This window comes from Streptomyces sp. NBC_00631 (genome assembly GCF_045206895.1).
In the GTDB taxonomy this organism is placed as follows: domain Bacteria; phylum Actinomycetota; class Actinomycetes; order Streptomycetales; family Streptomycetaceae; genus Streptomyces.
This window is the reverse complement of the sequence record NZ_CP107734.1, coordinates 36,966-50,232: the sequence shown is the minus strand read 5'-3', so window position 1 is coordinate 50,232 and position 13,267 is coordinate 36,966. Positions and strand designations below refer to the sequence as shown.

Below are 13,267 nucleotides of genomic sequence, written 5' to 3'. Positions count from 1 at the left end.
GCGCAAGCCCCGGCCTCCGGCTGCCACGGAGGGAACACATCGTGCGGTACCCGAAAGAACACAAGCAGGAGACACGGCAGCGGATCATCACGACGGCCGGCCGCCGCCTCAAGCGCGACGGCATCGACGGCTCCGGTGTCGCGACCCTCATGAAGGACGCGGGCCTGACCAACGGCACCTTCTACGCCTACTTCACGTCCAAGGACGACCTCGTCGCCATGGCGGTCGCCGACCAGATGCGCGCACAGCACGAGAACATCGTCGCGCAGGCAGCACCCGGCCGCGCCGGCCTCGAACAGATCATCCGCTGGTACTTCTCCACCGACCAGCGCGACACCATCGACGACGGCTGCCCCAACGCCGCCCTGCTCGACGAGATCGCACGCTCCACGGATCCCACCAGGCAGGCCTACACCGACGGCGCGCTGGTCCTCATCGACGGCTTCGCCGCCCGCCTGGCACCCCACGATCCGCCGTCGGCGCGGCTGCAGGCACTTGGCCTCCTCGGCATGATGGCCGGGACACTGCAACTCTCCCGTGCCCTGACCGACCGGCAACTCGCCGACCAACTCCTCGAACAGGGCATCCGCAACGCCCTCGCCCTGATAGATGCCGAACAGCACAACTGAGACGCCATCCGCGTACCGATCAGAAGCTGGTCCAGCCGAACAAGGTCGGCGGCTCCCTCGGCAACCGCATACGCGTCACTCTCGACGGCGACCACCCGCCGGGTGGCCAGACGATTCCACACCCCCTCGATGAGGACCCGATGAGTACTTTCCACCCCGATCTCAGACGAGGTCGTTTCATCCCCAATGTGTCCTACGGACGGCTGTCGTCGCGCCTCGTGCGGAGAGTGAAGTGGCGCGCGATCGATCCAGGACCGGACGTCACGGTCCAGGAGATCACTGTGCCCGGGCCCAAGGGCGCACCGTCCGTCTCGCTTCGCGTCTTCCAGCCCACCGGCCTGAAGGCAGCGGCTCCGGCGCTGCTCTGGATCCACGGAGGCGGGCTGATCTTCGGCGCTCCCGAGCAGGACGACCGTACGAACATCGCCTTCGCCCGCGAACTCGGCATCACCGTCGCCGCGGTCCGCTACCGGCTGGGGCCGGACCATCCCGCGCCCGCCGCGGTCGAGGACGCCTACGCCGCGCTGCGCGGACTGGCCGAGCGCGCGGGTGACCTGCACATCGACATCGACCGCATCGCGATCGGCGGTGCCAGCGCAGGCGGCGGAATCGCCGCGGCCCTCGCCCTGCTCGCCCATGACCGGGCCGAGATCCGCCCGGTGTTCCAACTGCTCCTCTACCCCATGCTGGATGACCGCACGACGACGAGAACCGACCTGAAGAGCCTCAAGGTGCGCGTCTGGACGCCCAAGAGCAACCGGTACGGCTGGTCGTCCTACCTCGGCGACGCCGTCGCGGGCCCGGACGTCTCCCCGTATGCGGCCGCGGCCCGCCGCGAGGATCTCACCGGTCTTCCCCCGGCCTGGATCGGCGTCGGCACCCATGATCTCTTCCACGACGAAGTCGTCGAGTACGCGCGCCGGCTCAGCGACAGCGGCGTCCCCTGCCATCTCGACGTCATCCCCGGCGCTTTCCACGGCTTCGACCTCGTGTTCCCCAAGGCCGAGATCTCGCGGGAGTTCTGGCGCCGGCAGGCACGGGCCCTGCAGGGCGCACTGTGGACCGACGGAAGGTGAAGGCAGAGGGACCTGCAGATCGCGGAGAGGGTTTTCGTCCTCACGGCGGCGGCAACGGGATCGGGCGGCAAGCGGTGCCCGGACTCATTTCCCGCGGTGAGCGCGTAGCTGCCGTCGACCTCAGCGAGAGCGGGCCGGCGAGAGACGGCCCGGCTCGCGGCTGGGGCGGAGGGCCTGGCTCACTACTCACTCTCTCAACGAGTGACGGTGGTCAGACTCTGAGGTGTCGTCAACCTGACCAAGGCGTTCCTGCTCGTGTTCCTCGAGCGTCCCAGGGCCAGCCTGGTGAACGCCGCCACTATGGGAGGGTGGTGCTCCCCGGCGGTATCGCCACCGCGTCCTGGCCCAACTCGGCGATCAGCATGCCCGGTGCCGCCGGAAGATGAAGGCGAAGCAGACAGTGCCGTGCCCGCCGACAAGCACATCGTCGAAGCGGGCGAGAAGGACAGCTACCGGGTTCGCATCGGCCGGGACCCCCTGCTGCTCGACTGGCTTTCGCGGCTTGTGCGACAGCGGACCACCGTACTGATCGCCAACAAAAGGGCTATCCGGTGCTGCGTGCGGCGCTCACAGTGCCGGAACGGGGAAGAACAGGGATGCCTGTGCACCCGCTTCCCCGGTCCGCGCGCGCCCCGTGGCCCGCTCCGTCGTCCGAGTCTGGCCGTTGGCGAAGACGAACAGGCGCAGTACCAGGAAACGCCCGGTGCCGGCGAGCCCTGCGGCGGCGAGGTAGACGACCTGCTCGTAGAGCGCTCCAGCCGACGGCTGCACCGTGTGCAGGATGAGCACCGCGACGGAGGTCACCGCGTAGGCGGCCGTGGCCGATCCCGCGGACTGCCAGTGCTGGCGCCATCCGGCGTGCCCTGTCTTGAAGGTGAAGCGTGCGTGGAGCTCCGTGCCGAGCGCAGTGGAGGCGACGGTGATCAGCGCGTTCGCCACAGCCCAGGGCATCAGTCCTGCGAGCACCGCCACGGCGGCGCTGGACGCGACCCCGACACCGCCACCGAACAGGATGAACCGGGCAAAGGAGCCGAGTGGACCGGGCGCAGTCAGACCGTGTCGCGCCGCAGCCGCATCGGCCTTCGCCTGCTCCGCCTCCCGTGCTTCGTCCACCGTTACCGGCGTCAGCTTCGATGCGACCAGCGACTTCACGGGAAGTCCCTTTCGGATGGGGAGGGTGAACCTCCTGAACCGGCGGGGCTCACACACCTCTGCCGCCCGACCGCTTCCGTTAACATTACGACCATACGACTACAGCTGCCGGCCCCTGGCAAGAGGCTGGCCGGTTTTAGATTATGACCGTCCTCACATGGGCGACGCGCGACCGGAACACGGCTCGCCCATCAGTTGGCGGCGGAAGCGGAGCCGCCCGTCCGAGCGCTTGGTGAGCAGACCCGAGTGCATCGCCTCGTCCCACGCGACTGCGTCGAAGCCGAGCACAAGTGCGGCCTGACGCATGGTGTTGCGGTCATCGGCGGCGGCGAGAACGAGCGCGGTGCGGGCAGGCGCGGACAGCTTCTCGATCCGGGCGCGGAAGGCGCGGCGCAGCCGTGGCCCGACGGCGATCTACTCGTCGGCCGCGTATTCCAGCAGGGCGGTCTTGCCGATACCGGGGTCACCCCACAGCACCAGCGTTGCCCCGTCGCCTTGCCGGGCACCGTCAAGGATCCGGTCAAGGGCTGCCCGCTCCTGGCGCCGTCCGTAAAGGTCCCTTGACAGCTTCATGGCTGCTGCCGCCGGGGTGCTCGTGCTACCTGCGTTCCAAGCTTCGCCATCTCCGTGACCGACACGATGACGGATTCGCTTGCAGCTCGCTGTCCGTAGAGTCGGACGTGGTCAGCGCACTCGCGCGCACCGTGGGAGACGACATGGCGACCGCGTTCATCGAAACTGGAAGCAAGGACAGGACCGCCGGGCCGGCACGCCCCCTGCGCACAGAATGCGTCGCCGTCTTAGGAGGAGCGTGACTCGCGCGAGCGCCGGAAACCGTCGACCACAGCCAACTCACCGGAGGACCACATGGGCACGTCGCGAAGTAGCTCGCAGCCCGCAGGACACATTGCCGTCGAGGGCCACACCGGGGTGCTTGTCGCTCGTTTCCACGGAGGCCCGCATGCGCTGTTCGATCCCGAGATGTCCAAGCAGCTGAAAGAGTTGGTCGAGCGTGCAGACCGCGATCCGGACATCCACGCGGTCGTCTTCACCGGTACGCATCCTGACCGCTTCTTGAGTCATTCTGATGCGCGCTGGCTACAAGAAGGTGGCACTGGATTCCCGCCGATCAACACGCGCGTGGCCAAGCTCGTAGCGCGCCTGGGGAGGCTCATCAACCGAGTGCCGGTTGTCAGGACGCTCGCAGGGAAGACCCGGCTCAAGTCGCTTCTGCAGCTCGACAGCTTCCATGCCACCTTCCTGAAGATGAACGCAAGCGGCACCATCTTCGTTGCGGCGCTCAACGGTTCGGCACTTGCCGTCGGCGCGGAACTGGCATTTGCCTGTGATCTGCGCATCATGGCAGACGGGGATCATGCCATCGGCCTGACAGAAGTCCTGCTTGCACTGACACCGGGTGGCGGCGGCTCTCAGCGACTGCCTCGTCTGATCGGTACTCAGCAGACGTTGCTCGCCGTTCTCGAAGGCAGGCCGTTCTCGCCCGCAGAGGCTCTCGCGCTCGGTGCGGTCGACGAAGTGGTGCCACAGGAACAGGTCCTCGCACGGTCGATCGAGCGCGCAGAGTATCTGAGCCTACGCTCGAAGAAATCCCTCGGAGCCATCAAGCGATCCATCTACTTCGGCAGCTCTCTGTCGCTCGAGGACGGCTTGCAGTTCGAGCACGCCGAGTTCCTGGTCAGAGATCAGTCGAAGGAAGGTCAGGCGCGGCTGCTTCATTACATCGCCACCACGGACGCCACTGGCGAGCTCCCTCTGTTGGATCGTGAGACGTACGCGCGAGCACGCGCCACCGGGGGACTCCCCAGCAAGTAGACCGGGTCGATGTGGTGACCTCGCCCTGATCGGCGGTTCATCGCCTCGAAGCCTTGCCGAAGCCAGTGTCGGGACACATACGGAACGGTGCGACGGCCGAACAGCCGACACGTGTCGAGGGCGGCGATGACGGCGAAGCCGTACGAAATGTGGAGCGCCGCCGCCGATGACAGCAGGTTGTCTCCAGTGGAGGTGACGGTGGAGATGTCGATGGAGACCACGGGGCGGCTGTTGAACGCCGCCGGGACCTGTCCGACGACGGCATGCATGTCAGTCCCGGCAGCTGTAGTTCTTGATGGTCCGCCCTTGCACATCACGGTTGACCGAACTGGGGCGCCTTGGGTGCCCGGAGTTCCCGATGCCTTCGGCGGACATCTGGCGTTGTCTTCTGGTGGGTGTCGTCAGGGCCCTCGCCCCAAGCTGTCGCTCCGTCCCCGGTAACGAACACCTGCAACGCCCCACGCACCGAGGCACAGCGCCGTGCCCGCGGGCCTTCCAGGGTGTCGGACAGAGCTCCACCGGGGCCTCCACAGTGAGGGACTCCGGGGAGTCGCAGGTGAGCGCGGACCGAACGGCCCGGCCGTAGCCCTGTCGGTCAGCCCCGGATGCCATGAGCATGGAGATCCGCCGGCCGCCATGAAGCGGCACCCGGCCACATCGATGATCTACCGCTCCCCGCTTGCACTTCCCTCGTGCAACTTGCTCCCACTACCCAAGACCACTTGCCAACCGTCCACCTCCACGCTTAATATTACGACCATACGACAATGGGCTCTGGAGGCCACAATGACTACAACAACTCGGCCGGTGGCACTCGTGACAGGTGCGTCCACCGGTATCGGAAAGGCGGCCGCCCTCGCGCTTGCCGCAGCGGGTTTCGAGACGGTGGGAACGAGCCGGAGGACGTCGGGAGCCGACCGTCGTGACGGCGTGACGTTCCTCGCCCTCGACGTGGGCAGCGACGATTCGGTCGCTGCCGCGGTCGGGCAGGTGATCGAGCGGTTCGGGCGGATCGACGTCCTGGTCAACAACGCGGGCATCGGCTCCTCGGGTGCGTGGGAGGAGAACTCTCTCGCGCAGGCCGAGCGCCTCTTCAACACCAACGTCTTCGGTGTGATGCGCATGACCAGGGCCGTTCTCCCGCACATGCGCGCCCGGGGAAGCGGGCGCATCATCAATATCTCGTCCGTCCTCGGGTTCCTCCCCGCGCCCTACATGGCCAACTACTCGGCGTCCAAGCACGCGCTCGAGGGGTACACCGAGTCCCTGGACCACGAGATCCGCGAACACGGGGTCCGGGCCCTCATCGTCCAGCCGGGCGGCACCAAATCCTCGTTCGAGGCGAACACCGTCGCACCCGACATGCCCATGCAGATCTACGCGGAGCAGCGGCGCATCGCCGACCAGGTGGCGTTGGCGGTCAACGAGGAGGGCGACGACCCCGAAACCGTCGCGAAGGCAATCGTCGCGGCCGCCACCGACTCCAAGCCGAAGGTGCGCTACACCGCCGGCCGGCAAGCCCGGCTCGTCAGCGCGGCGCACCGTATCCTTCCCGCCGGCGTCTTCGACGGACAGATCCGCAAGACCAACAAGCTCCCCGGCTGAGATCTGCACACAGTGAACCGCCCCGGGATCGGTGGAGGCTCTGATGTGCCCCGACTTGTATGGAGTCGCGTCGCTGGGTTTCACGCTATAGGCGGTTGCTGCAACTCGTACTGGACTGGGGTGAGCATTCCCAGTGCGGAGTGCGAGGCCGGCGCCGATTCTGCCAGCGTCCCGAATCCGGCGCCAAACCCCTCTCGCACGCCACCTGCGGAGTTCCGCCCCCATGCCGGACCCATCCATCTGCGCAGGTCAGAGCGGATCCAGCGATCGCCGACAGCAACGGCGTTGAAGTCACGAGCAGCGGATTCAGTCCCGTGGCCCAAAGCCCTGAATCCGCACCTTGCTAAGACGTTTCCGCAGGTCACAGGCGTTCACGGTGGGGCGGGTGGGACTCGAACCCACGGCCGACGGCTTATGAGTCCGCCTCCGTCACGCCCTGACGAGGGGCCTGCCGTGCGCGCGGCGGGGCGCTCGCGCGTCGGTTGCATCGCAAGCCGAAACCCCCCTGGTGTCGCACAGATCCCGACCTCGACGGCATCACAGAAGCATGGATCGGTTGCGATCACCGACTGAGCCGCTTAACATTATGACCGTAATTTAATGAGCTGGCCCTCTCAGCCACGCCATTGGCGCTCTGGTCTTCACCCCCCTCCACTTCACCAGGAACTCTCCATGGACCTCTCCACCAGCACTGCCCTCGTCACCGGAGCCAACCGGGGCTTCGGCCGTGCCCTCGCCGCAGAACTGCTCGCCCGCGGCGCCACCGTCTACGCCGGCGCCCGCAACCCCGACCAGATCGACCTGCCCGGCGCCAAGCCGATCGCACTCGACATCACCGACCCCGCCTCCGTCGCGGCCGCCGCCAAGGCCACCGGCGACGTGACCATCCTGGTCAACAACGCGGGGTCCTCCACCGGCGCCGACCTGCTCACCGCCGACCTGGACGACATCCGCCTGGAGATGAACACCCACTACCTCGGCACCCTGACGGTGGCCCGCGCCTTCGCACCCCAGATCGCGGCCAACGGCGGCGGGGCCATGCTGAACGTCCTGTCCGGCCTGTCCTGGGTCAGCTTCCCGGAACTCGGCGCCTACTGCGCCGCCAAATCCGCGGAATGGTCACTCACCAACACCCTGCGCGTACAGCTCGCCGACCAGCACATCCGCGTGGCCGGCCTGCACGTCGGCTACATGGACACCGACATGGTCCGGACCATCGACGCGGCCAAGTCCGACCCGGCCGACATCGCCCGGATCGCCGTCGACGGCATCGCCGCCGGCACCTACGAGATCCTCGCGGACAACGCCGCCCGCCAGGCACAGGCCGCCCTGGCCGGAGGCGTCCCCGCGCTCTACCCGCAACTCCCCTGAGAAGCGACCGCCCAGGAACCCGCACCGAGCCGACTCGATACCGATGCCCGCTGTCGCACGCCATGCCGTCACCCGCCGGCGTCCACGTCCATTGATCCGTCGCCCAGTACGTCTGCCCAGGGAATGTAAGGAACGCCATGAAACAGCAAGGCAAGCAGCGGGTTCGGGGCGGCAGCGCCGTCTGGGCCGTGGCCATCACCAGCATGGCCGGATTCATCACCGCGCTCGACAACCTGATCGTCACCACCGCCCTCCCCTCCATCCGCAAGGACCTCGGCGGCGGCCTCGAAGACCTCGAATGGACGGTGAGCGCCTACACCCTCACGTTCGCGGTGTTGCTCATGTTCGGTGCTTCCCTCGGCGACCGCTTCGGCCGCCGGAGGCTGTTCGCCATCGGGCTCGCGATCTTCACCACGGCCTCGGCCGCCGCAGCCCTCGCACCGGGGATGGGTGAACTGATCGCCGCGCGGGCGGCGCAGGGCGTGGGGGCCGCGATCGTGACACCGCTGACGCTCACCCTGCTGTCGGCCGCCGTCCCCGCCGAGCGGCGCGGCGCGGCCCTGGGTGTCTGGGGCGCGGCCAGCGGCATCGCCGTCGCCACCGGACCGCTCATTGGCGGCGCACTCACCGAGCATCTGTCCTGGCAGTGGATTTTCTGGGTGAACGTCCCTCTCGGCCTGGCGCTGATCCCGCTCGCCCTGCTGCGGCTGGACGAGAGCCGCGGCCCGAACCCGACCCTCGACCTCGTCGGCACCGTTCTGGCCAGCGGCGGTCTGTTCGGCATCGTCTACGCCCTGGTGCGCGGCAACGCCGACGGCTGGACCAGCACCCCGGTGCTGGGCGGCTTCTTCGCGGGTACGGCCCTGCTCGTCGGCTTCGTCTTCTACGAACTGCGCGCCAAGCATCCGATGCTGCCGATGCGTCTCTTCCGTCACCATTCCTTCAGCGCCATCAACGCCGCCAGCCTGCTGATGCTGCTGGGCATGTTCGGGTCGATCTTCCTGCTCAGCCAGTACCTGCAGACCGTCGGCGGCTACTCACCGATGCAGGCCGGCGTGCGGATGCTGCCCTGGACCGCCATGCCCATGATCGCCGGACCGCTGGCCGGGGCACTGTCCGACCGCATCGGCGGCGCACCCGTCGTCACGGCGGGCATGACCCTGAACGCCGTCGGCCTCGGACTGTGGGCCATCACCGTCGAGCCCCACGAGGCCTACACCCACATGCTGCCCGCACTGATCGTCTGCGGCATCGGCCTGGGCATGTTCTTCGCCCCCAGCGCGAACCTCGTCATGAGCACCGTCCGCCCGGAGGAGCAGGGCATCGCCTCCGGCGCCAACAACGCCATCCGTGAGGTCGGCGGCGCCATCGGCGTGGCGTCGCTGGCCGCGGTCTTCTCCGCCCAGGGCGGCTACGGATCCGCCTCACTGTTCGTGGATGGGCTGATCCCCGCGCTCTGGGTCGGAGCCGGTGCCGTCGCCCTGGCAGCGGCTGTGGCGTTGCTCATGCCCCGGCAGCGCAAGGCCGACGGCCCGGCTGCCGGCCTTGCCGCGGGAGGTGCTCCGGCCGGCGCCCCGGCCGCGACCTGAAGCCCGGACCGCGGGGCGGCCCCGCGGGTTACGGCGGGGCCGCCCCTCAGCTGCCCTGCCCTGCCTGCCCTCCAGGAGGGTTCGTCGTGCGGGGTCATCACACCGTGGTCGAGGCCCCTCGGACAGCGCGCCTTTCGGGTCGGCGCTCGACCGGCTGAGGGGCACCGCTTCCCTCACCGTGGGGTCACCGGTTCGTCCTGTCGGCCAGGAAAGGCGCAAGGTGCGCCGACAGCGCCCCCGGTTGCTCCTCCGGGATGAAGTAGCCGCACTCCGGGATCTCGGCACCGGTGACGTCATCCGCGTACTCGCGCCAGATGTCCAACGTGGGCAGGCGGGCCGGCAGCCCCACGGATCCCCACAACGCCAGCACCGGCATGGTGAGGCGATGGCCCTCTGCGGCGTCGATGTCATCGAGGGCGATGTCCTCCTCGATGGCGCGGTAGTCGTCGAGACTCGCACGAAGAGCACCCGGTCGGGAGAACGAGCGTACGTAGCCGTCGACCGCGTCGGCTGTGAGTCCGTGGCGGTTGTAGGTCCACCGCTCGAAGAAGTACTCAAGATACCCGCGGATGTCGGGTCCCACCAAGCGCTCGGGCAGATCGGGCCGCATGTGGAACAGCCAGTGCCAGTACCCGGAGGCGAGCGAGGCGTCCAGGCGGCGGAACATCTCCCGGGTGGGAACGATGTCGAGCACGGCCAGTCGCTCCACCTGGTCCGGGCGGTCCAGCGCCCAGCGGTGCCCCACGCGAGCGCCGCGGTCGTGGCCCACGACCATGGCCCGCTCGAAGCCGGGCAACGTCGCCAACTCCTCCTGTTGATGACGTGAGGGACCCCTTTCATCCGGTAACGAGACCGGCCTGACACCCCTACCTACCAGAAGGACCCGGACATGAGCGCATCGCGAAACTCCTCACCCCCCTCACGAACGTCGTACAGGTTCGCGCCGACGCGCTCCGTGCCCGTTGACGGGGTGGACTTCGTCCATCGGCAGCTCGGTCCCGAGGACGGCGTGCCGCTGATCCTCCTGGTTCACATGGCCGGAAACCTGGACAACTGGGATCCGCGCGTCGTCGACGGACTCGCCGCACGACGCCGGGTGATCACCTTCGGAAACCGCGGGGTGGGCGGGTCGGGCGGCTCCACGCCGGACACGATCGAAAAGATGGCCGACGACGCGGTGCGGTTCATTCGTGCCCTCGGCTTCGACCAGGTCGATCTGCTCGGCCTGTCGATGGGCGGCTTCATCGCACAGGTCATCGCGGCGGAGGAACCGCGCCTTGTCCGCAAGGTCGTCCTCGCGGGCACCGGCCCCGCCGGAGGGCCCGGCATCGACAAGGTCCCGGCGCTGGCCATCCAGGCCACGGTCAAGGGCGCCCTGACCCGCCAGGACCCGCTGCTCTCCCTCTTCTTCACCGACACTGCCGGCGGTCGGCAGGCCGGGCGCGCCCTGGTGGAACGGCTGAAGGAGCGCACGGACAATCGCGACAAGAACGTCTCGCCGCCGTCGCTGCGCGCCCAGCTGAAGGCCGTCAGACGATGGGGCCGCCAGACACCGTCAGACCTGTCGTCAATCCGCCAACCGGTCCTCGTGGCCAACGGTGAGAACGACCGGATGGTGCCCAGCCAGAACACAGTCGACCTGGCCGCTCGTCTGCCCAACAGCGAACTTGTCCCTCTCTACCGTGACTCCGGCCACGGGGGGATCTTCCAGCACCACGAGGACTTCGTCGCAAGGGTGCTCGGCTTCCTCGAGTCCTGAGCTTCAATCGGACACACGCCGGTGGCACCCAGCCCGATCCCGACGAAACTGCCCTGAGCCACGACGCCGCGCGAACTGCGACCGGCCGAGATCGAGGAGATCATCGAGCGCTTCGCCACGGCCGCGGCCGTGTGCGAGACAGCCGGCTTCAACGGCGTACAGGTGCAAGCAGCCCACGGGTATCTCATCTCGCAGTTCCTGTCACCGCTGTCGAACCGGCGCGACGACGGCTGGGGCGGCGATCCCGAGCGGCGGATGCGCTTCGGTCTCGAGGTCGTCCGCCGCATCCGCGGCCGCGTCCGGCCCGGCTTCGCGGTGGGCATCAAACTCAACTCGGCGGACTTCCAGCGGGGCGGATTCACCGAGGACGAGTCCCAGGCCGTGCTGGCCGCGCTCGCCCACGAAGGCGTCGACCTCATCGAGGTCAGCGGCGGTAGTTACGAGTCCATGGCCATGAGCGGCTCGGCGGCCCCCAGCACCAGGGCACGCGAGGCGTACTTCCTGGAATACGCCCGCACCGTTCGCAAGCTCGTGGGCGACATCCCACTCGCCGTCACAGGCGGATTCCGCACCCGCGATGCCATGCAGCGAGCCGTGCAGGCCGGCGAATGCGACGTGGTCGGCATCGGCCGGCCGGCGATCACCACCCCGGACGCGGCCCGGCTCATCCTCGAAGGGCAGGCCGAGACACTCACGGCACACCAGGCGCGCTACGGCATGAGAACCCTGCTGGGCAAGATCACCGACCTCAAGGTCCTGGACGGGGTACTGGACATCAGCTGGCACACCGACCAGATACATCGCCTCGGCAACGGCCTGCACCCCGACCTGAACCGCGGCAGCCTCGCCGCAACCCTCGCCATGGTGCGGCGAACGGCCGAAGCTCGTTCCGCGCCAGGCGAGGCGGGTCGTGAACCCCTGCGGCTTCCACGGTCGGAGCCCGCGCTGAGCCCCTCGGGACAGGCTGCGCCACCCACGGAGCATTTCGCCGTCGGCTCCGACAGCGGTGCCTGCCTGTTGCCTGAACCCGGCTGAGACCGACGCGAACCCACCGATCCGTGATGACGGTCGTGTCGCCTCCGTGGGAGACGGTCCTGAGGGCTTGGACGGCGGTCTATGTCGCCGACGTTTCCTCCACGGTCAGCACGATCTTGCCGGTGGTGCGGCCGGTCTCGCCCAGGGCGTGGGCCTTGGCGGCCTCGGCGAGCGGGAAGGTGGCCTCGATGTGGGGGCGCAGGGCGCCGGTTTCGACGAGGTCGGCGATGGCCCGCATGCCGGCGCGGTCGGCCTCGACGAGCAGGGACTCGTAGCGGAAGCCCCGCGCGGCGATGTCGGCCAGTTCGGCGGGGTCGATGGGCAGCGGAAGGATCGAGACGAGGGTGCCGCCCGGGCGCAGAACGGCGAGGGAGCGGGCGCGGGCGGCGGTATCCAGCGAGATCGAGTCAAGGACCACGTCGATGTCCTTGACGGCCTCGGTGAAGTCGACCGAGTGGTAGTCGATGGCCTCGTCCACTCCCAGGGAACGCAGGAAGTCGTGCTTGGCGGCACTGGCGGTGCCGATGACGTACGCGCCGCGGGACTTGGCGATCTGGACGGCGAGATGGCCGACGCCGCCGGCGGCCGCGTGGATGAGGACCCGCTGCCCGGGCTGGATGTCGGCGGTGTCGACGAGTGCCTGGTACGCGGTCAGGGCCGCGAGCGGCAGCGCGCCGGCCTGGACATGGTCGATACCGGCGGGCTTGTGGACGAAGGCGCGGGCCGGGCCGGTCACGTACTCGGCGTGGGAGCCGACCCCGTGGGGGTAGGGCAGCATGCCGAAGACCTCGTCGCCCGGCTTGAACAGGGTGACGCCGGTGCCGACGGCCTCGACGACTCCGGAGACGTCCCAGCCCAGGATGAGGGGCAGTCCGGTGACGCTCATGGGCTGGGCGCGGTTCCACCAGTCGGTCGGGTTGACGCCGGCCGCGCGGACGGCGATCAGGATCTCACTCAACCCCGGCTCGGGGCGGGGAAGTTCGACTTCCTTGAGTACCTCGGGGGAGCCGTGGGTGTCCTGGCGGATGGCGCGCATGGTGGGGGTATGGGGATTCGTCATGCGTCCACCCTCGCGGCCTGCCACTCCCTGGCGCCATGGCATGAATGCCAACTTTCAACGGGATCACGCCATGACGTGCTTTCGCCGATGCATTGCACCGGCCCAGCCCGGCTCGCCGTGTCCGGCGGCTTCCGGTTGACATGGCAACGGTGACGGAT

The 13,267-nt window shown here is 68.5% G+C and carries 12 protein-coding genes; 8 read left to right on the top strand and 4 right to left on the bottom strand.

Annotation, left to right across the window (positions count from 1 at the left end):
* Positions 1-38 precede the first annotated feature (38 nt).
* Together OHB00_RS00235 and OHB00_RS00230 are read left to right on the top strand one after the other, a co-directional pair.
* Positions 39-629, top strand: a complete 591-nt coding sequence (locus OHB00_RS00235) for a TetR/AcrR family transcriptional regulator (RefSeq protein ID WP_406445543.1) — start codon at positions 39-41, stop codon at positions 627-629.
* Positions 630-910: 281 nt separating this feature from the next.
* The gene (locus OHB00_RS00230; protein WP_406430031.1) at positions 911-1,705 is read left to right on the top strand and encodes an alpha/beta hydrolase; all 795 of its coding nucleotides are present in this window, start codon (positions 911-913) and stop codon (positions 1,703-1,705) included.
* 567 nt (positions 1,706-2,272) lie between these two features.
* Here the strand turns inward: OHB00_RS00230 and OHB00_RS00225 are convergent.
* Positions 2,273-2,758, bottom strand: a complete 486-nt coding sequence (locus OHB00_RS00225) for a hypothetical protein (RefSeq protein ID WP_406445541.1) — start codon at positions 2,756-2,758, stop codon at positions 2,273-2,275.
* A gap of 513 nt (positions 2,759-3,271) precedes the next feature.
* Positions 3,272-3,430 carry an ATP-binding protein gene (locus OHB00_RS00220; protein WP_406430029.1) on the bottom strand — a complete coding sequence of 53 codons (159 nt, stop codon included), beginning with the start codon at positions 3,428-3,430 and terminating at the stop codon, positions 3,272-3,274.
* A 408-nt stretch (positions 3,431-3,838) separates the two neighbouring features.
* Between OHB00_RS00220 and OHB00_RS00215 the strand changes: the two genes are divergently transcribed.
* The 4 genes from OHB00_RS00215 (at position 3,839) to OHB00_RS00200 (ending at position 9,255) form a co-directional block, all read left to right on the top strand.
* Positions 3,839-4,690, top strand: coding sequence for an enoyl-CoA hydratase/isomerase family protein (locus tag OHB00_RS00215; RefSeq protein ID WP_387538241.1), 852 nt, complete (start codon positions 3,839-3,841; stop codon positions 4,688-4,690).
* Positions 4,691-5,476: 786 nt separating this feature from the next.
* On the top strand, positions 5,477-6,295 hold the full coding sequence (locus OHB00_RS00210; protein WP_406430027.1) for an oxidoreductase: 819 nt from the start codon (positions 5,477-5,479) through the stop codon (positions 6,293-6,295).
* A 672-nt stretch (positions 6,296-6,967) separates the two neighbouring features.
* Complete coding sequence (locus OHB00_RS00205) at positions 6,968-7,666, top strand: SDR family oxidoreductase (protein ID WP_406430025.1); 699 nt, start codon at positions 6,968-6,970, stop codon at positions 7,664-7,666.
* Positions 7,667-7,803: 137 nt separating this feature from the next.
* Positions 7,804-9,255, top strand: a complete 1,452-nt coding sequence (locus OHB00_RS00200) for a DHA2 family efflux MFS transporter permease subunit (protein ID WP_406430023.1) — start codon at positions 7,804-7,806, stop codon at positions 9,253-9,255.
* Positions 9,256-9,439: 184 nt separating this feature from the next.
* On the opposite strand, the gene OHB00_RS00195 is transcribed toward OHB00_RS00200, so the two are convergent.
* The gene (locus OHB00_RS00195; protein ID WP_406430021.1) at positions 9,440-10,060 is read right to left on the bottom strand and encodes an alpha/beta fold hydrolase; all 621 of its coding nucleotides are present in this window, start codon (positions 10,058-10,060) and stop codon (positions 9,440-9,442) included.
* Between the two features lie 84 nt (positions 10,061-10,144).
* Between OHB00_RS00195 and OHB00_RS00190 the strand changes: the two genes are divergently transcribed.
* Positions 10,145-11,014 carry an alpha/beta fold hydrolase gene (locus tag OHB00_RS00190; protein ID WP_406430019.1) on the top strand — a complete coding sequence of 290 codons (870 nt, stop codon included), beginning with the start codon at positions 10,145-10,147 and terminating at the stop codon, positions 11,012-11,014.
* A gap of 75 nt (positions 11,015-11,089) precedes the next feature.
* Positions 11,090-12,049, top strand: a complete 960-nt coding sequence (locus tag OHB00_RS00185; protein WP_406445539.1) for a hypothetical protein — start codon at positions 11,090-11,092, stop codon at positions 12,047-12,049.
* A gap of 79 nt (positions 12,050-12,128) precedes the next feature.
* On the opposite strand, the gene OHB00_RS00180 is transcribed toward OHB00_RS00185, so the two are convergent.
* Complete coding sequence (locus OHB00_RS00180) at positions 12,129-13,085, bottom strand: NADP-dependent oxidoreductase (RefSeq protein ID WP_406445538.1); 957 nt, start codon at positions 13,083-13,085, stop codon at positions 12,129-12,131.
* Positions 13,086-13,267 lie beyond the last annotated feature (182 nt).